Source organism: Corallincola holothuriorum, from assembly GCF_003336225.1.
Lineage (GTDB): Bacteria > Pseudomonadota > Gammaproteobacteria > Enterobacterales > Neiellaceae > Corallincola > Corallincola holothuriorum.
In genome coordinates this window covers 78,214-101,173 of record NZ_QPID01000001.1, presented here as the reverse complement: position 1 = coordinate 101,173, position 22,960 = coordinate 78,214, and the positions used below count along the sequence as shown (strand labels likewise).

Below are 22,960 nucleotides of genomic sequence, written 5' to 3'. Positions count from 1 at the left end.
GCAAAGTGACATTGGAGAACATCATGGAGAAAGATTTTTTTGTCGGCCCGCCCGGTTATTTCCTCATCTCATCGCAAGCCCCTCCCTGCATTCAAGTCACTTATGACGTCGCCAAATTCCATTCGGCACTGTTTTCTGAATATGCCATCCCGTTACCGGATACCATAAAGAGCAGTTGCAAAAGTAGGCAGGCTGACTTTTTGGTTGGCAGGTATCTGGCGCGTATTGCGCTCGATGAACTTGGTTGTGACGAAACCTATGTAGGAATAGGCGACAACGGTTGCCCCGTATGGCCGGAAAATTTCACCGGCTCGCTTTCACATGCCGATGGCATCGCTGTCTGTATTGCACAAAAAAACGACCATACGGCGAGTTACATTGGCATTGACTGTGAGAGGAAACTCTCTCTTGATGAAACGGGCCCGGTAAAAGAAGTAGCTGCAACCCGCACCGATCATTTGACCTGCTCAGCGTATCCAGAAACAAGTGCGTTGTTTTACAGTTTAATGTTTTCGGTAAAGGAATCTTTCTTCAAAGCCGCCTACCCATATGTAAAAAGATACTTTGATTTCGATGCAGTCAGTGTTTTTGACATTGACCCGCACAATGCCTATCTGCAGGTAAATTACGATCTGCATCCACGTCTGATGAAAGGGAAGACCGTGACATGCAGTTACAGAGACATGGGAGATCATGTCATCACACACTGCCTGATTTAAATGAGTACCATGATACGCTCGGAGTACAACATGAATTTTTCGCTGAATGACAGATGGCTGGAACTTATCCACCGTGAGGAAATGAAAGCAACACTAGCGTCCACTGCGGACAAGACGGCAATGCTGTTGCGCCGGGATGGCGCATACTCAGAAGACGTGATGGATTACCCGCTGATTTTTCCAGAAACAGACTTCGGTAGCCTTGTCGAAAACGTCCGGATGGTCATTTATTCTCAGCAGAAGATCGTAAACGCTATTTATAAAAACGCCGGATTAGGCGGACTTGACGAGCTATTTCCTTTGCCGGGAACTACTTTGAATATCATTGACGAAGCTGAAATGGATGTTCTGAATAATAATATTATCAGAGCGGATATAATTCCCTCTGAGGGTGGTTATAAGATATGCGAAATAAACTACGGGACACCCACAACAGGCTTTGAAGCTTTTAACCTGTACCACTTTCTAAGTCACGAATCCGGATTAGACTTCACAAGGAAACTTAAAGCTCCCTTGTCCGACCTCGCCGACTTTTACAAACGAAAAATGTACGAGTCAGGTCGTGAAAAACTTGTCATATTTATCCTTTCGAAATACCGCTATCAGGGCTACACATCGGTAAATTTCATGTGTAAGTACTTTCAAAAAGCGATGCCCGAATTCAAAGTTGCGGTATACGATGAAACAGATTATCCGGAAGAGCTTCTCACGCCTGAATTTGGCAGTAAGACTCTCGTGTACAGGAATTTCCTGATTGAAGATCTCAACGAATACTCAGAATTTTTCAAAAAGCTGGTCGACAGTGACGCAGAAATCAGCAGCAGTTTGGTAACTGAGAGACTAATGGATAAGGGCTGGTTCGACATTCTCAGGTGCGAGCCCTACCAATCGCTCTTAAGTGAGCAAGAGATATCCGCGATCGCGAGGGTGGTGCCGCAAACAGAGATTGTAACGCAGGCAAATATCGACAGGATCACAGGACAGAAGGATGAACTGATTTTCAAAAAGCGCTACTCATGCGGTGGTCAGGATATCCTGCTTGGCTGCGATATCGAGAAAGACACGCTTTTACGTTGTTTGGCAGATTCAAAAGACAACGGTTATGTCGCGCAACGAATCGTAGACTCTGTCAAACTTAACCTTTCTCCAAGGATCGGCGGAAAGGTAGAGCCTCACGATGTGGTGCTCGGACTCTATTTTATCGGTGGCAACGCAAACGGTGTCTTTGTCCGGGTAAGCTCTCGGTCAAAGGTGGTAAACGTCTGTGAAGGTAAAGCGTCATCCGGTTGGGCATACCCACTGGATACCTGGCAGGTACACTTAAAATGAAGGAATGTACAGCAGTGAACATTAAATATTTGAATGTGAAAAGTAGGGCAAAAATCTATTTGGCAGCCTTTTTTCTGCTAATTTCACAAGTCAGCGTACAAGCCCAGAAACTGCAATTAACAGCACCGCAAGATATCGCTCTGCCGTCAGCCAAGCAGATAAGTTCCACGCGCTCCTATCACGGAAAACAGGTGATCGATGAGTATGCATGGCTGATTGACGAGGACTTTCCGCATATTGATGATCCGGATGTACTTAGCTACATCGATGCAGAAAATCATTACTATGAACAGGTTATGGGTTCATACTCAGCGCTGACTGAGACGATACTGCAAGAGGCCAACGCCAAGAAGGTCGAATTGGTTTCAGCCGAAACCCCAGCCGTGAGGATAGGAAAGTACTGGTATCGCAGCAGCCAACTTCCCAACAGCCGTTTCAAAATCTGGGAACGCAGTCCTGAGCAGCTCGGTAAGTACGAGCAGATCCTTGATGAGTCAAAGTTGACGGCTGCCGACGCCGGTCTCGCTATAGACCGGGTCACCTTTAGTCCCGACGGTCGTTACGTTGCATGGGGCGCGAATCCCGATGATCCTTTCAAAAGCACTCTGCAATTTTTCGATCTGCATGAACAGGTGCAGCTTGATGTCGAGCTTGCTACTTTTCTGCCCTTAGTGGTCTGGGGCCATGATAGCCGCGGTGTGTTTTATCCGTTCTTGCCGGAAGGCGGCCTTAACCAAATAAAATACCATAGGTTGGGAGAAGAACAGGAACAAGACACACTGCTCTTTCAAGAAAAAAGAAGTGCTTTCAGAAATGAAATTCACGCCAGCTCATCTGGCGAATATGCGTTTTTGTTCCGTGGTGAAAATCGCAGCCTTCAGGTGCTGGCTTTTTCGACGAAAGTTCCCTCCCAAAAGCCGTTAAGAATCACGGCCATCAAGCATAACGTAATGAATTACATCGACCACGTAAACGGTCACTTTTATATGCGCACGAACGATCTTCACCGGGGTTACCGTATCGCTGTCGCGGAAGATACAGGCAATGGTCCGGGTGAATGGAAAACGCTATTTGAGGGCTCCGATGAGATCCAGCTAACGCGCATGTTTCCTTTCAACGACTTTGTGGCGGTACAGGTTAACCGACAAGGCCAGAGCGAAATAGTTATCTTGCGGAACAACCAAAAACCACAATGGGTAGCTTTCCCGGACAAGGCATACACAGCGACTCTGGCACGGCGCCAGGATCCAAATCAAAATACTGTTCTTATCAACTACTTCTCTCTTACAACCCCCGCATCGGACGTTACTTTTGACGCTGTCAGCGGAAAGCTTTCCGGTTTCACCAATCTATCGATCGACACTTCCAAGTACAAAACCGAACGTATCTTTGCCACCGCAAGAGATGGCGTCAATGTACCTGTTACCTTGTTCTATCGTAAGGATCTTAGAAGACCCGGTCAGCCGTTACACCTTACAGGGTTCGGAGCGTTCGGCCAGACTGGCGAGGGTTGGCCAAGAGGCTTTAAGTTTTCAAAAGAACGTTTCAGCCTGCTGGACAGGGGCATTCTCTATGCTATGGCGCATGTCCGTGGCGGCGGGGAACTGGGCCCTGCGTGGCATAGAGCCGGAGAGGGGATGCAACGTAAAAATACCTTCAACGATTTTGTAGACGTCGCGCAATACTTGGTTAAGCAAGGTTATACCACCAAGGGCAATATCAGCATCAGTGGTGACAGTGCCGGTGGCACGCTAATGGGAGCAGCACTCAATCAGGCACCAGATCTCTGGGCTGCAGCGGTCCTCAATGTCCCTTGGGTAGATCCACTCAGCGAAATGCTGGATGTGGATGGCCCAACAGTGCAGTGGGTTTGGAGCATGTATGGCAACCCCCTTCAGCACGAGGGAGTGTTTGATTATGTTTTCAGTTACAACCCCTACAGTCAGATCGCTGCCCATGGCTATCCCCCGCAACTGGTCACAACACGCTGGACAGACACAGATGTACCTTATTGGCATGCCGCAAGGTGGACCGCCAAAATGAGAAGCAAGCAGACCAACAACAGCCTAGTTTTGTTGCGGACACATGCGGACGGAAACCATTTTGGCGGCCAGACACCACAGCAAGATCTACGCGAGCAGGCAGAAGTGCTGACATTCATTCTGGTTGCACATGGGCTGAGCCAAACGGCCGCAGACACCATCATCAAATAGGCGGAGACCAAAGTTAAAGGTCGGTGGTTCTGGATAGTGACCGGCCTTCTTACATATGGGAAGGGAATTTATGAAAATACTGAAGTTTGTCGCTGCAATCATCGCCTTAACGGGCGCCAATAGTTGCGCATTAACGACACCGGAGTTCACGTTGGAACAGGCGGAGTATCAACCCTACGGCAACTTTATTGGAAAAGATGGAGACCGTTTCCTTCACTACAAATGGGACACCGCCGATCCGATCATCCATTACATAGAACTGGCCCAAAAAGTTAAAGCCCCGGCCGACACGGCAGGGCGAAGCTACAAGTATAAAGTAAAGTCGTTATTCCTTGAGATTGGCGGCGGCAAATACACAATCGATGCCAATAAGCCGTGGTTGGATGCGATGGATGATGGTTGGGACGACAGGTTTAATGTGACCTATGCCAAAAACCATAACGCTGCCCTTTCAGGGGTGGCCGCTGTAGCTTGGGCTATTCCGCATCAGAATGCAGCTCCCGAAAGCATGCTCAGCAGTGACTTTCCCAAGGCCTTGTCGCTTGCCGAAAAAACGATTAAGGAAGTGGGACTGAACTGTAAGATCCAAGGGTTCAGCGAAGACAAGCAGTACGAAGGATCGGTGAGCTTTGTAGAGCTGTATCGCGGGGTGCACCATTATCGCAAATTTGAATGCGGTGATGTTTTTATACATGTCCTGACGACTATTAAGCCAGATCTGTCTTCTACCTACTCCGTGGTCAAGGTGCTGAGTGACGACACCAAAGGTAGTGATTTTCCCGAGATACGAGACGCATATCAGGCGTTTAAACGCTGGGATCTAAACGATGCTGCCTCAGCAATGAGCTTCACTGCGGAAAATTACTCCGAAAGAGTAACCACTTGGTACAAGGGAACCGAGCGCACATTCCCGATGATGCGTCGGAAGTGCCCTTGCACCATACAAGCCACAGCAAAGGACACGGCTGGTTGACTCTGTTTTTTCAAAGGACTTCAGATATGAAGACCACTAAATTCTCCTCCCTTGTTATAGGAGATTTTTAAACTGGAAATACTAGCTCTGTAGAGCTCTTACCGGTATTAGATTTTTAAAGTCTTTGGCCAGAGATATGTGAACGAGGAGAGAGGGATATGGCGCGTATACGACTGTCCGCTTTACGGTATTCGAATTAAGGTTCGTAGATTCTCTGTGTGACTGCAACTCGCTCATACTTGACTGTTTCGTTGATTAGCCGAAGAAAGCAGTATCGATATTCTGCTGCCGCAAGTACAGAAATCAACCTAAGCATCCGTCTACGGCACCATCACGCTAACACTCTAAAACGCCCCATTTTCCAGCGTAAAACCCATATTAACCCATTGATTCATATGGTAAGAATGTCCCAAGAAACCACTATTTACGGATGTTTTTCACGCTATCATGGGGTGTCAGGGGTCGGAGGTTCAAATCCTCTCACGCCGACCAATAGAAAGGCTCGCTATTTAACGATGGCGAGCCTTTTGCCTTTCTATGCGACGTAGATCATCCAGCAACGAAGTAAATAGATGTTCATCACCCATGCAACAAACTGTTGCAGCAACTAAGGTTGAGCTAACAACCGCAGTGCCAACATCTGAAGTGCTAATCAATAGTCATCAGACAAGTTATTACTCATCAAACATTGTTGTCTCTTTACTACGCAATAAATAGCAACGCATAGATGGCCAATAGCACACTGCAGATAATGTTCAACACAATACCGTGGCGTAGAAAGTCACTTAGCTTCAGCTCGCCGCAGCCATAAACGATGGCATTTGGCGGTGTAGCAACAGGCAACATAAAGGCGCAGGAACAAGCGAGCCCCACCATCACCACCAGTGCCTGTTCAGGTACATACAATTGCACCGCCAACGATGCAAATAGCGGCACCAGTAATGCCGCGCTTGCCGTATTACTGGCCACTTCAGTAAGAAATACAACAAATGCAGCCAAACCAATAAAGGTGAGTAGTAGCGGAGTATTTGAAAACAGCCCCGCCACAACGTCCGCTAAATAGATACTGGTTCCCGTCGTCTTGAGTGCCGCACTTAACGTTAATCCGCCGCCGAAGAGCAACAATACCCCCCAATCTGTCTGCTGCTGAAACGCCTTCCAATCCAACAGCCTTAGTAACGCCAGCGTAACCAAGCTCGTGAGAGCAATAAGCGTATCGATGTTATTCAGATCTCCTAGCAAGCCAGACAAGGGCCGAGATAACATCCAAGCAAGAACAGTGATGAGAAATACAGCTGAAGTGAGCACCCTCTTAGTCGTCCACACAAATGGTTCATCGGCAACAGAGACGCGTTTAGGAAAGCGTGGGCGTGTCATCAGCCACAGCATCAACAGACAGGTGGGAAATAGTACCAGCAATAGCGGAAAGGCGAGCTGCATCCAATCTATAAAGCTCAAATTCAGCTGCGCCGCCGCAATGGCGTTAGGGGGGCTACCAACAACTGTCGCCATGCCGCCAAGGCTGGCACAATATGCTAAACCCAGAAGCGCAAACCTAGCATTGTTATCGCGATATTTATCTATTGCGATGGCATCCAGTAGTCCAATCATCATCGGCAGCATCATCGCCGTTGTCGCTGTGTTTGATATCCACATAGACAAAAACGACACACTACATAACATCAACAAGATCGCCAACCAAGGGCGACCACCCGACGCTCTAACAATTAATTGTGCCAATGCTTTATCTAGTCCCTGGCTGCGCAAAGCCGATGCCAATGCGAATCCCCCGAGAAAGAGGAAGATAACTGGGTGGGCAAAGTTAGCCAGTGCCTGCTTGGTTTCGAAAACACCTAACAGCACCGCCAGAATTGGTACCGTCAGTGCCGTGATAGTGATATGCATCGCCTCAGAAAACCACAACACTGCCACAAAAATAAGTAACGCCATTCCCTGATTTATTCCCTCAGGAAATGGTTTGTAAAAGACGATTAGGATCAGCACCAACAGGTTGAGCAACAACACTGTTGGGCGAAAGGAACGACGAAAAATGGAAATAGCCAACGACCCACCTCACCCTTTATGTAGCGTTACCATGAGCTTAGTAAAAGCGGCTAAGTAATTTCGGAAAATAAGATCAGGATTTGACCGCGATCATTCACTTAAGCTGACAAGAAAAACAACACACCTGCGCAGTGTAATCATGCGGCTTATCAGCCTCAGTAGCTATCGAACAGGCGAATAGAAAAGGAGTACGGGGTTAGATCAAGCAGATCCCATCATATCGAGATAATAAGTAGATCAGATAAGGTCAGTAGAGTTCAGGGGCGGCTGCATCGCAAGCATGCAAATAGACTAGGTAATAACAACACAGACCGATGAGACCTTAATATACTGATACTTTCGGTCACATCTCTACTCGTACCGCCAACCACGGGAGCTGAGTCATAGAGCTGATTAATGAGTGAATATTGGACGAAACAGTTCGTTCAATTAACACCTAGTTGTTAGGCAATGCTGCCCGCAACTTCTTCAAATCACCCGATAGGACACCTTTTTTTGCCTCAAGGTGATCTATCGCTTCTCTTAGGCTGGGGAAATTACTCTGGATCGCCTCAAAAGCACGACGTTTCACAACCATGTCATGGTTCCCAGAAAGAATAGACAACCAAGTTTCAAGTAAAGGTAATGGGACTGAGCTAGCCAAAACATCTCCAATAGGGCATTACAGCAAAAGCTAACTAACATCTTCTTATATTCCAACGACAGAATCCAGCGCGGATAACGGATAATGCCTGTATTTTTGCAGTTCATCCGCGTAAAAAACTACATTTGATATGCTAGTATGGCTATCAGCCACTCATTTTTAGTTAGTATTTCATGCAGTTGAGAGTAATTACCCTCAGTCACAGCTAAATATTAATATCTTACGATTTTTATTAACAAACGGAGACAAACAGAGTGAGAGTTCATAGCCGCTACAGTATTAAAACTATGGTACTCATTGTTACCACTCTCTTTTTAACAGCATGCTCCGATCATGACGCCGCCCCCTGCCCCTATCAGAACGACAACATTCAACCCGGTAACGCTGGCTGCCTGATTTTTAACGGTAGCCAACTATTGACTGTCACCCACCGTTTCACTGGAACGATAGGCATACCAGGGGGCACAGGCAGCGGTAATGAACCCGCGAGTTGTACGGCTTGGCGTGAATCTCGAGAGGAATTGGGCGGTGATGTCGTCGTGGGTCGCAAGTTAACAACATTGGAAAACGGGTTTGTGCTATTTCATTGCCAGCAGCAAAGTGCATTTCTTGCTGACGGTGGCGATTGGCTAGAGATAGCCGCAGTCAACTGGACACCTCTTGCAGATATTAATGCAGAAACTTGGCGCTACCCAGCGCAGTGGGCAAAGGTAAAAAAATTGGTATTGGAACAGATGGCACTGGAACGCTAACCCTCTTCGATTCTGAAAGAAAACAAGGCCAGCGGCTCACTCCGGCATCAGCTGATAAATCTGACCAACGTAACTCACCATATACAACTCTCCCGCTTCGTCTTCGCCGAACGATGAGGGATGTCCCACTTGCCCAACAGCAATCATTGACGGTTTTTCTAGAGCCGTGTCCAGTGCCCAAAGTCGACCGCTGACATAATCACCAAACAGATACCACCCATCCAGTTGTGGAAAGCGAGCACCACGGTACACATAGCCACCCGTCACCGATTGTCCTAGCTGATGACTGTAGTCAACTACAGGCATAATCACTTTATGTTTATAACTATCCTCATCCAGCTGATAACTGTGATTGCCCTCGAACCAGCGCCAGCCATAATTGCCCCCGCGAACGATTTTGTTTACCTCTTCCCTACTGTTTTGGCCAACATCTGCCGCCCATAAGTCGCCCGTTTTTCGATCAAAGCTAAACCGCCAAGGATTACGGAGGCCATACGCCCAAATCTCATCACGTGCGCCTTCAACCGTGACAAAAGGATTGTCCGGTGCGGCACGCCCCTGCACATCAAGCCGCAATATTTTGCCCAAAAGCTGACCAAGGTCCTGCGCCCGATGATGAGGATCACCTGCACTGCCGCCGTCGCCTAAGCCAACATAGAGATAATCGTCTGGACCAAAAGACAACATACCGCCGTTATGATTACGATAGTCTTGTTCCACCGTCAGCAGTATATGCTCACTCGCTTCTTCAAACCGATTTGGATCATCAGGTGACACGCGGAAGCGAGAGATAACAGAACGCCGGGGCGAGACCGCCGAATAGTAAACATAAAAGTAACCATTCGTACGATAGTTAGGGTCAAATGCTAACCCTAGCAATCCCTCTTCGTCGCTGACGGTAAATCGATTTTTTGTCGCGCTTTGAATATCAAAAAATAGCTTAGCATCACTGCCGTCGCTGCCATTAGCGACGACCTTAATCGCTCCGCCCTGCTCAACCAGAAATAAACGATCAGAGCCATCACCAGCATGGGTCAGAAAAAGCGGTTTATTCAACGCTAGATCAGGAAAAACCGGGGACAAAATAAGCGATGGGATTTGACGAACTTGCTTCTGCATTGACGCTTCTGAGGAACTCAGTATTTCTGACTGAACAATAGCAGGAGCTCCCATTGCGATAATCAGCGCTGCAATGAACTTGGCAACGTAGAAACGGCTAGCTATTAACGTCGTTACCATTTTGGCACTGACACACCCGCATCTTAGGCTTTTAAACGCCAGCATAATCGCTTGCATAGATACCTTTACCATCACTCATACCCGGTCAATTCTAAGTACCCTCGACAGCGCTGTTCTGGCTTACACAACACCACGCCCTCCCAATAGGGAAATAGCGTCTTCATAAATTGTTCGCCATGCAGCGCTGCCACTTCAACGTCAATATCGTGCTCTGCCAATATCACACGCCAAGCCAAGGGGAGTGTTTTGCCATCAACCGTTTGCCAACTAACAGGCCGAAAGCTGAGGTCATTCGCACTTAAAGCCGTTCCATTGCCCTCTGCGTCAATCAGTGTACCGTAGACAAAATGCTTGCCTTTTTTTTGCCGCAAGCGAAATGCCATTAGTGCCCGCCCATCATCAAGATGCAGTGACAACCAGTCCCAGCCCAATTGGTCTGCGGCCAAATACTGACTGCTCCACTCTCTGTCTAACCAGCCTTCACCCGTTACAGTCAACGTCCTCTCAACCGGATTAAGCTCAGGGTCCAAGCCTGCATCGTTATCCGCTTGCAAAGGTGCCTTCAGGGTGATCTCGCCCGTGAGCGCTAAATGGGGCAAGCTGTAGTAATAGGAGCCCACCATAGCGTCAGGGTGTTTTTGACTAAACCCCTGTTGCCCATGAAGCACCGGCCGCTCTTGTCCAGTGATAGTGAGATCTATAGTAAATTGTGCCGTATCCACCTGTAACACCAGCGGCATTAAGCCCTTTGCTTGCCGATTAATCGTTGCCAATTGCCACTGCTCAATTCGAACCATGAACGGCTGAGCTGACACGTCGACCAGCCCCACGCCACCACGAACAAATTTCTCCCCATGATAATGTGACTTTGGCGTTGTCAGAGCCGCGTGCGCCATATAGATCTGTCGGTTGTTCCAGGCGTTGGGCTTATCTTTCACACCACCCAGGGCACTCGATTCATCATCACCTTCACTGGGCGCCAACGCGGAACGGAACAGAGTGAACTGAACGCCATACTGGGCACCGCTTTCATCCTCAAGGTTGGCAGTCAAATACCACCACTCAATACGATAATCAGGATGCTCACCATGATCAGTCGGAAAACGCAGCGGCTTACCCGGTAAAGCTTGTAAAAAACGCTGCGTATCGCCACCTTGCAACAACTGGGTATAGTTCCCAGCGTCCTTAGTGGAGTTGCTTTTACTGTCAGGCTCTACTGGCGAACAAGCATTCAATATCAGCAAAACGCTAAACAGAATTTGAACACAGCGGCGTGGCTTACCGAATCGACCAACCATCATTGTCCCTCTGCCAACTGCCGGGCTAACGCCATCTTGTATAAACGGCGCAACGGTAATATTGCGGTGAGCGCGGTGATCACTGTGCTAAGCAGAATAAGATAACCATAATCCAGCCATTGCAGAGTGACCGGATAACTCCAGCCAAATCCATACACATTAAGTAAATTAATCAATACCCAAGCCAGCCCGATACCAAAAGGCAAGGATAGAAGAGCGGTTATCAGTCCAACACTTGCCCACTGCAGTAATGACAATTGAAACAGTGCCCGTTTAGTCACACCCAAGCTACCAAGCACCGCCAACGCCAATCTTCGCCGCTCATTAAGCAGTACCAATGCACACGCCAGACCTGCTGCGGCAACCAATAAGGTCAAAACATTCAATGCCTTGGTAGCAACAAACGTCTGTTCAAAAACCCCTAGCGCCACCTCTCGCATTCGTTGCTGATCAATAATCTGTCGGTCATTTAACTGAAATCTATGCACTAGCTGATCATAGATACCAGCCTTCTCCTTAACCGAGTTCAACTTGATACCGATACCCGAAAGCAGATGCCCTGGCCAATGCTGCTCAAAACTTATCTCATCCAACATCATCTGACCGGTCGGATTGCCAAAATCGTAGTAAACCCCCAACACCTCAAAGATCTGCTGCCTGACACCGCTTGCGTTACTATTCACGTTATTAAGCTGATCAATCGAGTCCAGGGGCAAACCAATACGATCCCCTAATTCAAGGCCATTTAACAAACTGAGGCGCTCGCTGATCAGCACACCTTCACCATTGGCGAAGCGCTGCCAACCGTCTTCGACCAGATGTATTGGCGCGATAGCTTGTCGCGCATATTGTTCTGATGCCAAGCTAAGCAAGTTAATCCTTATTGGTTGATTATTTTCAGCACGTTTATCGGACACTAAAACAAACTCTGTGCGCATCTGCTTTTGCAATAGCAACGATGCCACCTCATCCCTGTCCTGCAACCAAGCGATGATCTCATCGCTACGCCCTTCCGGGCGTAGATAGATATCAGCCACTAAACGCTGCTCCAACCAAGTTGTCACAGCGTCTCGAAAACTACCAACCATAGTATTCACACCGACATTTGCCGTCAGTGCTAACACCAGCGCCAGCATTGCAACGTGACTGCGTCCTAACTGCCAATCAAGCTCACTGCAAGACCACGCAAGCAGTGGCCGCGTTCGAGGTAAAGCAACCATGATCTGCTGCAGCAATAAGGAATAGAGCCAGGGGATCAGCAAACCGCTGCCGAGTAACAGAAGGGCGAGAGTCACAAACCCGGTATGCAAACCCGGCAATTGCCAAGCCAAGACGGCGGCAGTAATCAGCAGGCTAACACCAAGCAGAGCTAGCTTTGCTTGCAGTGCTTTGCCCTGACGTAGCTGATACTGCTGGCTCACACCAACCAACGGCTGATGCGAAGCGAGCTGCCACAATGGACCTGAAGCAGCCAAGCCGACTCCGACCAAAGACACAATGAGCGCGCGATAGAGAACATCTGCACGCCAAAAGGATTGATAGGACAGCGCCACTCCATAAAGATTGTCCAGCGTACGTCCGAGTATCGGCAGTAATCCCTCAGCCATCGCCACAGACAGAGGAGCGGCTAACAATGCGGCCACACAGGCAAGCAGCAGAAACTCGATCACAAACAATCGAATCACAAGCGGCTTAGGTACCCCCGCCATCTGTAACTGCCTCACCAGTGGTCGCCTGTCTTGCAATGAAAAAGTAACCGCATTGAATACAATAAATACGCCGACCACCCAGGCCAGCAACCCCATCGCAGTTAAGTTCATGTGTAGCGAGCGCGTCATTGTTTTCAAACTTAAGGGGTCTTTAGCCAGTCGCACTTTGTAACCTGCTGGCAGCGCTGCACGAATATCGTCGAGCTGCTCACCCCCCATCACAGCAAGATAGGAGAGTTGCTCCCCCATGGATAACAGCTGCTGCCCATACCCGATATCGACCCATAAACGATGGCCTAACCCATGCCCCTGCTTAGTAAACACCGGTGCACTCTCTTCGCCACCTTTAAGCTGAAATCGCTGTCCTGATTGGATGCCCAACTGCTCGGCGCGAGCGACACTGATCCAGATAGCATAAGGAGGCAAAATGAACTCAGCCAATCCACCACCGCTTGCACTTCCCTGATTTTGGCCTTGGCTGAATGCTGAAATTGATTCCGCAGCGGCAAACGCTAAAGGATCCGTCGCGATAATAGATAGCAGCCGCCGACTTTCATCGGTAATGGTTCCCGACACCACAGGCACCAAACTATCTAACCCCATATTTCGTAGGCGAGTATAAAGCGCTTGCGGGATTAACTGGCGCTCGCTCACCGCGACAACATAAGCACTTGCCTGACGACCCAGTAGCTGCTCGCCACGCAAGTAATCTTCAGTTGCTGTTTGATTTAGCAGCGCAACGCCATTGACCATCACCACGCCCGTGACTAATCCCGCTAACAGCAAGATTAACTGTAACGGATGCCGCAGATAGTGCTGCCACAACGCTTTAGCGACGATGCCACGAGAATACATATCAGATCGCCTCAAGCTGACCGTCATGCAGCTGCATCTGCGAGCCAAGATAATTTGCCATCTCTCGGCTGTGGGTCACCATGATCAGTGCACTGCCGGCCTGACGGCTTAGATCAACCAACAGTGCCATCACTTCATGGCTCATATGATCATCGAGATTTCCGGTCGGCTCATCAGCCAATAGCAACTTGGGTTGATGAGCCAACGCCCTGGCGATTGCAACACGCTGTTGCTGGCCACCAGACAGCTGATCCGGCCAACGATCCAACAAATCATCGAGTGCCAGGCGGCAGATTAACGTTTCCGTATGATCATCGTGTTCAGGCAAACCCAACAGCCGCCTAGGAAAGGCGATATTATCCCTAACACTCAAAGTAGGCAGTAAATTAAACTGTTGAAATACAAAACCGAGCTCGACCCGCCGATAGGCACTCAAGCATTGCTCATTCGCATTGTCGATACGTTGATCATTGAAATGGATCTGCCCCGCCGACACCTGATCCATACCGCCAATAAGATGAAGTAGCGTACTTTTCCCCGAGCCACTTGCCCCCATCAATGCCAAGCTTTTACCTGATGCTAACGAAAGATCCACCCCACGAATAACACAATCGTTTTCTGGCTCCTGTTCACCGTTACTCACGTCAGCGTAACCTTTGTAAACGCCCGATAATTTCAGCATGAACTAAATCCACCAACCTATTTCTATTAGCAACAGATCCTGCGGAATGATGCAAACATCACAACGGCGTTTACCTGATCCACCCGCAACAAATTTCTTCGAAGAATAATCGTTAGCCTCACATTGAGGTGGCATTCGGAGCATTGCCAATGCCTCAAAGTAGCTATCATCAAGCTTACGAAACAAACCGACAAATGGTTGAACTTATTTACGAATTCTTGCGCACTCCGGTGATCAAAAAACCTGAAAATGACAAGAAGCATCGGCAACAGTGACTAAACTCAAACTAAACCAGATCGCCCTTTGCTACGCTCTGGGCGCCAAGAACGCTGGATCATATAAACAGGATGATGGCGTATCAGGCAACAATTGGATAAGCATGGAAACGAGATGAAATTACTTATTGCATCAGACATTCATGGCTGCGCCCACGCAACCAAACAGCTACTCAAACACTTTGTTGATGGCAAATTTGACTATCTTGTTTTATTGGGCGATCTGCTCAACCACGGCCCGCGAAACCCGCTGCCTTTAGGTTATGATCCGCAAACAACTGCAGCCTTGCTGAACCAATACGCTGACCGAATTATTGCCGTCAGGGGAAACTGCGACAGCGAGGTCGATCAGGCGCTACTCGCTTTCCCTATCACAGCCGATTACAACCATTTATTGTTGGATGGACGACGCTGGTTTCTCAGCCACGGTCACCTGTATTCACCTGACATGATGCCAGCATTAAGTGACAACGACCTATTTTGCTATGGCCACTTTCATGTACCAAAAATTGATTTACAGCCAAGCCATCGCATTTTTAACCCGGGTTCCATCACCATGCCCAGAGAGGGTCACCCTGCAACATTTGGCTGTTACGCCGACAAGACATTGAAGATCATTCGATTAGATGACGGTGAAATCATCGAGCAAGATGCGCTGAACTAAAGATTACCGGATAACAGATTGCGGTGACGTTGCCCTTTTACAACAGCACGCCAGAACATATCGATTTTTCGACCAAGCGCCTAACGCGTAACGACTGCACGGGGATCGTGGAAGGTCAGATTCAAATCATCCAGTTGATGACCCAGCTTGGCCGTATCCAAGATCTGCACCGCGCCGCGAGAAACCTGGATGCTACCCTCGCCTTCCAAACTCTTTAATACGCCATTAACTCGGGGGCGACTTAAACCACAAACATCACTCAGCTGCTGTTGTGATATTCTAATTTTTGGCAAAACACCTGCCATCTTTGGCGACATTGAAGCCAGCGACATCAGGGCATAAACCACCCGAAGTTTTTTGTCATGCAGCGATGTCAGCTTTGCCTGAAACCATTTAGGCTGCATTCGACTTATGCAATGAAACAACCATTTGTAGCATTCAGGCTTTTCAATACACAATTTCTGAACAAGATTCGCAGGAAAATACAAAAGCTGCACGGGTTCAACTTCTTCAACGTAAACAGAAAAGTTTGTATCGTTATCGACAGATGCTGCACCAACCCAATCGTGCGGTCCCATTAGCGCCCCCATCAGGTTGGACGCATCTTGTGACATAAGGCAAAGTTTAACTGTGCCACTCACCACATAAACAACACCTTTTACAGTCCATATTCCGCCGTGGGTGCTAGCTTCACCAATTTGATTGGTTGGTTGAGCGATACTGATTAACGCGTCTTTCAGCGCTTGAGTCAGTTCACATGGCCATTCAATTGCGCCGATTTCACCGGTAGTCAATACGCTTCCCTCACAATACATTCGCAATTAACGCAAAGTATAGTCGGGTTATAGCAACGTAATAGACTGAATAATATAAATTTCACCAAGCAGTTAGCGTGGTTAACAAAGAGCGATGGCTAGGGGCGTGATGAGAACTGTCACATTGAATAGAGTGACCAAGCCAAGCTAACGAACAAGCTGGCATAACGCGGTCATGAACGACCGCGGCACTGGCAATCCGTAGTACTCACCCCAGAAAAATAACGGATCACCGAAACAATTACCCACCAACAATCTAGATGAACACAGAAAATCTATGTAACCAATGACTTAAGCAGCTGAATAGGACGCCGTCTTAGTCTCTACAGCATGCGACTTAACTATGCGAATAATGAAAACAGCTCCCATCGCAGTATCATCATCCAGTTGCATAGGATGCCCACAAATGACGGTGCTAATAACCTTTTCATTATTTGATAGCACCCGTAACTGACAGGCTAAATCAATATGTTCACCATGCTGCGTGATCTTCCGAACCATTGAAGTGGCACAAGGTGAATCAACCGTTTGGTTAGAGATCAAAAAGTCGAGTCTTTGCTGTAACAAGAGTGATTCGTCCAAACCAAAAAATGACACGGCGGCAGGATTCGCGAAAGTCAGTCGCCCTTGGAAATCGACAGTAACAATCGCTTCACCGATAGCATCAAAAAGAACGCGGTTAAACGTGTGTTGTTGATACAACAGGCTAAACACACGATTAATTTGCGCTGAAAGTGCACCAAATTCATCTTCTCGATGGCTAATGATGGGGCGGTACGGATCGGCCACCGATTGTTTTTCGCCCAAGTGCTTAACCAGCTCTTGTACAGGTAAGGTGATCTGTTGTTTCAGCCAATAATGCATCAAATAAACAGCAACAGATAACGCGACTAAGATAATCACAATCAGCCACAATAAATTAGTCCAGCCACCTTGGTACTGGTCGAAAACAATCTGACCTTGCAATACGTAAGCGTTATCCGTGGGGTAAAGGCTAAAATGTGCTCTCACTTTGCCTCTTTCCCTTGCCACATTCATCAGCGTCGCTTCATTGTTAAAACCGTGAGCGAACACCTTCAAAGCGAGTGACGGCGCGACCACTTCCAAATTAAAGAAAGCACCCATATCACTACCAATGTCCTTCATCATCTCATTATCAAACTCTCGAATTAACGTAATAGCTCCATTTGTTAATGCGGTACCGGTGGAATCAGTCACAGGCACTCTAACAAACAGGTAAATTTGATTATGGAATGTCATGACACCTTGTTGGTATAGCGCGTCATTCTCTTGCAATGGCAAGTCCAAAAGCCCATCCGTCATAAGATTGCTAAATTTGACATTAAGGGTGCTCTTACTGTTAATAAAATAGCCCTCATGATCTTGAATCAATATGCCAACAATCCTTGAATTCCGTAACGATTCCAGCTGTAGATTGCTGACTACAAAATCATAACTGGCATCTTCAATGTATTGATAAGTCGCATCATTTTTTGCGTATTTAAGAGACAAGTCTGCTAGCTGCTGATAGCGATTTTCAATTAATTCACTCGCCATTTCACCTAAACTCGTGACCCTATTGTTCTCCCACGACTGCTGCTCTAGATGCATAAAAACAGCGGTACTCAGCGACATGACCAGTAGCAGCACCGAGCAACATGCACCGATAGTGATAAGCAAACGACGTTCTACAGATTTTTTCCAACTCATGCTGCGACCCTCACCCTACCATCTGACGTTGATACTCATTCATACCAACCAGGTGCTGGCGGATGATAAAGATGCCTCCCTGGTCACCTGGACCATTCGGTGCTATCGGGTGTGCCTTCACTTCAACAGTTTGTTCGTCAGAATGCCCTAACACACGAATACGACAATATTGGTGCAGACTTTTTCCCGCCAAGACACTATTTACCCAAAAGGCCGTTGAACCATTGTCATCACAATTATTAAGCAAGAAGTCGAGGCGCTGACCACGAAGCTGTTCCATCGGCATGCTCAACCATTCACTGGCCGAGGGGTTAACGTAAACCACTTCACCCTTTTCATTGATGGTTAGAATTTCATCACCAATGGCATCCAGCAGTAACTCATTAAAACTGTTTTTTGCGTAAACCTGGTCAAACAGTGATTTCACCCTGAATGCCAAACGACTGAACTCATCATTACGTCCAGCAGCAAGCTGCTTCAACCTTTCGGCGTCAACCTTCGGACCAGATAAAGCGCGACAAATATTAACAATGGGACGCGTTACGTGACTGCGCAATAGCAAAACAAGGATCCCGCTCATACCAAAAAACAGCGTGACTAACGGCACCACGAGGTGCTTTAGCGAACTCATAAATCCCAGAGGCTGCTTTGACCCAATATTCAAAACAATCGGTAGTTGGCTGTTATCGAATACCAGATAATAGCTAGCACTTAACAAGTCAGACGCATCTTCGATACTGTGACGATATTTTGCGCTCAACGTCCCCCGCATCAGGAAAGCCAATGGAACCGATGGCCTAAACGATTGCTCAACTGAGATGGTGACACCTAGCGCCCGTCCAAACTGGTCCAGCTGTAAACTGTTTGGATGACGAAACATCACTAACCAACCATTGCTTTGACGAACAGCGTCGGTATCTGTCACGGCATGGGCACTAAAGAAGAGGGTTGTATTACGGTAAGCGAGTACCCCAGACACCTGGGATCCGCCAGCCCTAGCTAGAGCGCCTGCAACCGCTACACTGATACCACTCGCGCCGTCGAGAAATCCTTCACTACTTGCGACAAGTTCACCATTCACCGAATACAACTGGGCACCAGCAAGTTTAGAGCGCTCAAGCGTTCCCTGACTAAAATTATCAGTGAGATAGGCTTGATATGGCTGAATGAGATACTGATAGGTATCGTCCCACTGGGCCCAATCAGCAACCACTGTAGACAGCTCTTCGCTTTGAGCTGAGATATTGTAACCGGCTGCATTGGCAATTTTTTCGAGCACTTCCAACTCAAAATGATGGGTCTCTTTTTGTATGTAATAGCTAGAGCCCACCGACAACAGAACACATACCACGGTGCTTACGACTAGTAATATCGCACTCATCTGCGTCTCTATCGAACGATACCACCTCATTGCACTACCTCCAGATCTTGCTCGGGACATGACGTAGCGCCAACACCATTCAGCTCTTCAAACCACTCCACCACTTCATTTCTAAGTAAGATCAATCCGTCGCACAGTTGAGCTACAGACTCGATGACGGCAGCAGACTGTCTTTGCAGTGCAAATCCCTCAATATGTTGGGCCAAGTCTCCCAATGGCACCGCCCCTAAATACCTGACACCGCCCTTTATGCGATGGGCAACGTCCTTTATTTGCGGGTAATTTTCGTCATCCAGCGCTTGTTGTATGTCTCTGAGATCTTCCATGTTGGTCTCTAAATAAACCCCCATGACATCCTTCGCCATCTCCATATCATCGCCACTAAGGGTCAACACATGGTCGCGATCTAGCAGGTTCTCTACATCGCTGATTTTCAGGGCGGCGACACTGGCCATTTTTTGACTTTTGCTTACGGTAGCGTTTTCACTCGGTCCCGCGTTCAAAGTGGTGTCTTCCAGTACTGAAACACTTTGTTGCGTACCGCCCTCTTCCGACAATGTTGCGGCAAAAACAGCTAGATCATCATCGAGCTCAACCAAGCTATCCTCTTCGTCGATAGCAGCCTCACCTATCCAGCCAAACTCCGACTGCGCCACCTCATCCACAGGAGTGGTTGGCAGTGATGGAAACTGCGCTGCATCTTCTTGCATCACAAAGGGTGACGGATCAGCAGGTGTCATCAGCTGCGCTGAGTCTTGTGCCATATGCCTAACTGCCTCAGCTAATTTCGCCTCCAACACTTCTGCCGGACAAGGTTTTGAGATGTAACTATCAAACCCCGCCGCGTAACACTTCTCTGCAGCACCACTTTGAGCATCTGCGGTGACAGCGATCAGATAGGGCACCTCGCCGTCACGCTCCTCAGATATCTTCGCTGCCAGAGCGAAGCCGTCCATCTCAGGCATATGGCAATCCGACAACACCAAGTCATAGTGCTTCTGCTGATACATTTGATAAGCAATCAAGCCATTTTCTGCAGTGTCTGCATCAATACCCAGCCGTGCCAACTGCCCAGAGATCACCTTAAGGTTCACTTTGTTATCTTCCGCTACCAAAACCTTCAACACGGAAACATCAACGTCGTTAGGTGTGGCATCAAATAGAGACGCCAGCTCAACAGGCGAATTATCCTCAATGCCCGCTTCCATCGCTTGCAGGGTTAGATCAATAGAGAACAAGCTACCTCGACCAACTATCGACGCTACTTGGATCTGTCCCCCCATCACCTCAATGATCTCTTTGCAGATACTCAAGCCCAGACCAGAGCCACCAAACCGGCGCGTGGTATCACCTTCTGCTTGTACAAACGGATTAAACAACGTGTCTAACTTGTCCTCCGGGATCCCAATACCACTGTCTCGTACGTCAATGCGAATAACGTGTTTAAAGTGGTCTTTCTCATCGACAGCAATCAGCTGTGCTGATATTTCCACAAACCCTTGCGCAGTGAATTTGATTGAATTAGAGACCAGGTTATTAACCACCTGCATCAAACGCGTTGGATCACCGTAGTATTGACTGGCCAATCCCGGATCCAAGCGCAGCCCTAACCTCAAATCAGCTGAAATAGCCTTGTGTCTAAAGTTATCGATGGCACTTTGCAGGCAAGTATTGAGATTCAATGGAATATTTTCTAATTTCAGCTGCCCCGCATCCATTTTGGAAAAGTCGAGCACATCGTTGAGCAGCGCCATCAGGTTGCGGGCGGATCCATTCAGCGTGCTCAGTAAGTCTTTTTGATCATCACTTAATCGGGTAAATGACAATGCTTCAGCCATGCCCAACACACCATTCATCGGGGTACGTATTTCGTGGCTCATGCGTGCTAAGAAGTCTGTCTTGGCTCGCGCAGACTGCGTCGCTTCTGACGTTGCCAACTCAGCTGTGGCTAACGCTTTTTCCAGGTGCAGTTGTGCTTGGCGACGGCGGGAGATCTGGCGGCGCTGGTAGAGAAAAACAACAGCGACGAAGAGAGACAGTCCACTACCATAGGTCAACAGGTCACGGATCATCTCGCGATTGTCGGTACCCACTTCAAAGCGATTCCGTGTCCAACGTCTAGACAACTCAGCTTGCTCAACTTCAGAAAGCGAATTCAATGAGAATTCAAGAAGGTCCGCAAGCTCAGGGCGCTGCTTACTGACGCTCATCCTTTCCATCAACTGCATATCAAAAGTACTGTCCTGACGCGCCTCTAAATTGGTTAACCCCAACCTATTTATCGCATATACGGTGCTCAGATCTTTACCAAAAAACGCATCTGCGTACCCTTCCGATACCGCGATTAAAGCTTCAGATATCCCCTTTATATAGACAAACTCTGCTTCTTTTAACGTCTGCTCCAATAAATAGGTATCATGAAATCCTTTGACCACGGCGATCCGATGCCCATCGAGTTCTGCGATTGTTTCCAGCGGGAAATTATCGCGACTAAATACCGTTCCACTTGCGGCATCAATCGGAGACGTAAAAAGCAGGCTTTCACTCCGCTCCGCTGTTTGATACATGTGTGGGAATATGCTGTAGCGATTTTTTTTCAATTCATCTAGCGCATTTTCAAACGAACCATAGGTCTCTGACCTCACCTCAAAACCCACGCGGCGGCTAATGATCTTAATCAGTTCGATTGAGAAGCCCGACGCATAAAAATCGCCGACAATACTATAGGGCGGGTAGCCGTCATCACCCAGGCCGATAGTCTCAACAGGATGATCAATCAAGTAGTTTTGCTGGGCATCAGACACAGGCGTGACAAACTGGCCAATTAATGGCGTAAAGGAGACCAATGTGTCGCCCATGTGTCGCTGCCACAACCTCTTTGCACTGTTGCGATCGATACTTCTTAACCCGCGATTAATAACCAGTGCCAACTCTCTATTGCGGCGCGATACAGCTGCCCGGAAGCTAAACGAAGGCACATCTTCATGGACACGGATAAAGTCATCAGCCAACCCTAGCTGTTGCAACATTGGGCGTGCACAAAGCTCGGCGCACCAGGTATAGATCATATCAACGTTATCAGGATCGATTAGCAGTTCATTTAAATCACGACTCATCGACGTGCGGGACGGGTCAACCAATGAGAACTCTACCGGCAAAGACATCGGTGTATGGACAGCCAGGTTTAGTTCGCCTTCGACATCGTGACGACGAAAAACTGCACCATCAGCCAACAGGTAAGGAATACTAAAGTACGCCGTCTGATTCAGCGCTTCTGAATACATGGCTGCTGCGATGACATCCACATCGCCTCGCTCCAACGCAACACTTGCCTCTGACATAGTCAAAGGAATGAAAGTCAGTTCAAATCCTTCTCGCTGACCAATATAGCGCCATAGCGCCACCACATATTCTAAAACCCTGTCGTGCCCTCCTCCTTTTAACTCACCTTCCTGAGAGCCCATAGGAACCGCAACCGTAATATGTGGCAAGTCGTCGGCATAAGAGACACCCGACTTAGGCTGTGCCTGAACAAAATTCTGAGTGGAGATTCCCAGTAATAGTGTGACGGTGAATACAGCTAAGTATCTCTGCCAAAGGTTCGTCATAGCCAGCCTTTCTCTTCTTCTCTGCGAATAG

Annotated in this window: 16 protein-coding genes; 6 read left to right on the top strand and 10 right to left on the bottom strand. The window is 48.0% G+C overall.

From position 1 onward, the window contains the following. Positions 1-23 precede the first annotated feature (23 nt). The 4 genes from DU002_RS00490 (at position 24) to DU002_RS00475 (ending at position 5,234) form a co-directional block, all read left to right on the top strand. Positions 24-719: a 4'-phosphopantetheinyl transferase family protein gene (locus DU002_RS00490; protein WP_114336391.1), complete on the top strand. Its 696-nt coding sequence runs from the start codon at positions 24-26 to the stop codon at positions 717-719. A gap of 30 nt (positions 720-749) precedes the next feature. Further along, positions 750-2,048, top strand: coding sequence for a hypothetical protein (locus DU002_RS00485; RefSeq protein ID WP_147271752.1), 1,299 nt, complete (start codon positions 750-752; stop codon positions 2,046-2,048). A 14-nt stretch (positions 2,049-2,062) separates the two neighbouring features. After that, positions 2,063-4,261 (top strand): prolyl oligopeptidase family serine peptidase, encoded by a 2,199-nt coding sequence (locus tag DU002_RS00480; RefSeq protein ID WP_158537916.1) that lies wholly within the window; start codon positions 2,063-2,065, stop codon positions 4,259-4,261. Positions 4,262-4,331: 70 nt separating this feature from the next. Then, complete coding sequence (locus DU002_RS00475) at positions 4,332-5,234, top strand: hypothetical protein (protein ID WP_114336388.1); 903 nt, start codon at positions 4,332-4,334, stop codon at positions 5,232-5,234. 702 nt (positions 5,235-5,936) lie between these two features. Here the strand turns inward: DU002_RS00475 and DU002_RS00470 are convergent. Continuing rightward, on the bottom strand, positions 5,937-7,298 hold the full coding sequence (locus DU002_RS00470; RefSeq protein ID WP_114336387.1) for an SLC13 family permease: 1,362 nt from the start codon (positions 7,296-7,298) through the stop codon (positions 5,937-5,939). 436 nt (positions 7,299-7,734) lie between these two features. Continuing rightward, positions 7,735-7,941 (bottom strand): hypothetical protein, encoded by a 207-nt coding sequence (locus DU002_RS19245; RefSeq protein WP_131416245.1) that lies wholly within the window; start codon positions 7,939-7,941, stop codon positions 7,735-7,737. A 254-nt stretch (positions 7,942-8,195) separates the two neighbouring features. On the opposite strand from DU002_RS19245, the gene DU002_RS00465 reads away from it, so the two are divergent. After that, positions 8,196-8,693: an NUDIX domain-containing protein gene (locus DU002_RS00465; RefSeq protein WP_114336386.1), complete on the top strand. Its 498-nt coding sequence runs from the start codon at positions 8,196-8,198 to the stop codon at positions 8,691-8,693. A 36-nt stretch (positions 8,694-8,729) separates the two neighbouring features. Here DU002_RS00465 and DU002_RS00460 read toward each other — a convergent pair whose 3' ends face one another. The 4 genes from DU002_RS00460 to DU002_RS00445 are packed head-to-tail and all read right to left on the bottom strand — an operon-like array spanning position 8,730 to position 14,476. Next, positions 8,730-10,004 carry a PQQ-dependent sugar dehydrogenase gene (locus DU002_RS00460; RefSeq protein ID WP_114336385.1) on the bottom strand — a complete coding sequence of 425 codons (1,275 nt, stop codon included), beginning with the start codon at positions 10,002-10,004 and terminating at the stop codon, positions 8,730-8,732. Further along, positions 10,004-11,233 (bottom strand): lipocalin-like domain-containing protein, encoded by a 1,230-nt coding sequence (locus DU002_RS00455; RefSeq protein WP_114336384.1) that lies wholly within the window; start codon positions 11,231-11,233, stop codon positions 10,004-10,006. The genes DU002_RS00460 and DU002_RS00455 overlap by 1 nt, the downstream gene beginning before the upstream one ends. Next, on the bottom strand, positions 11,230-13,794 hold the full coding sequence (locus DU002_RS00450) for an ABC transporter permease (protein WP_158537915.1): 2,565 nt from the start codon (positions 13,792-13,794) through the stop codon (positions 11,230-11,232). The genes DU002_RS00455 and DU002_RS00450 overlap by 4 nt, the downstream gene beginning before the upstream one ends. 1 nt (position 13,795) lies before the next feature. Beyond that, a complete protein-coding gene (locus DU002_RS00445) occupies positions 13,796-14,476 on the bottom strand; it encodes an ABC transporter ATP-binding protein (protein ID WP_114336382.1) in 681 nt (226 codons plus the stop codon). A 390-nt stretch (positions 14,477-14,866) separates the two neighbouring features. Between DU002_RS00445 and yfcE the strand changes: the two genes are divergently transcribed. After that, positions 14,867-15,415 (top strand): phosphodiesterase, encoded by a 549-nt coding sequence (yfcE, locus tag DU002_RS00440; protein WP_114336381.1) that lies wholly within the window; start codon positions 14,867-14,869, stop codon positions 15,413-15,415. Positions 15,416-15,495: 80 nt separating this feature from the next. On the opposite strand, the gene DU002_RS00435 is transcribed toward yfcE, so the two are convergent. From DU002_RS00435 to DU002_RS00420, 4 genes are all read right to left on the bottom strand, one after another. Then, entirely contained in the window at positions 15,496-16,209 is a 714-nt protein-coding gene (locus tag DU002_RS00435; RefSeq protein ID WP_158537914.1) for a Crp/Fnr family transcriptional regulator, read from the bottom strand. Between the two features lie 312 nt (positions 16,210-16,521). Next, positions 16,522-17,940 carry a CHASE4 domain-containing protein gene (locus DU002_RS00430; protein WP_114336379.1) on the bottom strand — a complete coding sequence of 473 codons (1,419 nt, stop codon included), beginning with the start codon at positions 17,938-17,940 and terminating at the stop codon, positions 16,522-16,524. A 10-nt stretch (positions 17,941-17,950) separates the two neighbouring features. Beyond that, positions 17,951-19,321 (bottom strand): CHASE4 domain-containing protein, encoded by a 1,371-nt coding sequence (locus DU002_RS00425; RefSeq protein ID WP_158537913.1) that lies wholly within the window; start codon positions 19,319-19,321, stop codon positions 17,951-17,953. 26 nt (positions 19,322-19,347) lie between these two features. Then, on the bottom strand, positions 19,348-22,929 hold the full coding sequence (locus DU002_RS00420; RefSeq protein ID WP_158537912.1) for an ATP-binding protein: 3,582 nt from the start codon (positions 22,927-22,929) through the stop codon (positions 19,348-19,350). Between the last annotated feature and the right edge of the window lie 31 nt (positions 22,930-22,960).

Bases quoted from the DNA above. Each gene is read 5' to 3' on its own strand.
- DU002_RS00490 (WP_114336391.1), top strand. From the start codon at position 24: ATGGAGAAAGATTTTTTTGTCGGCCCGCCCGGTTATTTCCTCATCTCA.
- DU002_RS00485 (WP_147271752.1), top strand. From the start codon at position 750: ATGAATTTTTCGCTGAATGACAGATGGCTGGAACTTATCCACCGTGAG.
- DU002_RS00475 (WP_114336388.1), top strand. From the start codon at position 4,332: ATGAAAATACTGAAGTTTGTCGCTGCAATCATCGCCTTAACGGGCGCC.
- DU002_RS00460 (WP_114336385.1), bottom strand. From the start codon at position 10,004: ATGGTAAAGGTATCTATGCAAGCGATTATGCTGGCGTTTAAAAGCCTA.
- DU002_RS00455 (WP_114336384.1), bottom strand. From the start codon at position 11,233: ATGATGGTTGGTCGATTCGGTAAGCCACGCCGCTGTGTTCAAATTCTG.
- DU002_RS00450 (WP_158537915.1), bottom strand. From the start codon at position 13,794: ATGTATTCTCGTGGCATCGTCGCTAAAGCGTTGTGGCAGCACTATCTG.
- DU002_RS00445 (WP_114336382.1), bottom strand. From the start codon at position 14,476: ATGCTGAAATTATCGGGCGTTTACAAAGGTTACGCTGACGTGAGTAAC.
- yfcE (WP_114336381.1), top strand. From the start codon at position 14,867: ATGAAATTACTTATTGCATCAGACATTCATGGCTGCGCCCACGCAACC.
- DU002_RS00430 (WP_114336379.1), bottom strand. From the start codon at position 17,940: ATGAGTTGGAAAAAATCTGTAGAACGTCGTTTGCTTATCACTATCGGT.
- DU002_RS00425 (WP_158537913.1), bottom strand. From the start codon at position 19,321: ATGAGTGCGATATTACTAGTCGTAAGCACCGTGGTATGTGTTCTGTTG.
- DU002_RS00420 (WP_158537912.1), bottom strand. From the start codon at position 22,929: ATGACGAACCTTTGGCAGAGATACTTAGCTGTATTCACCGTCACACTA.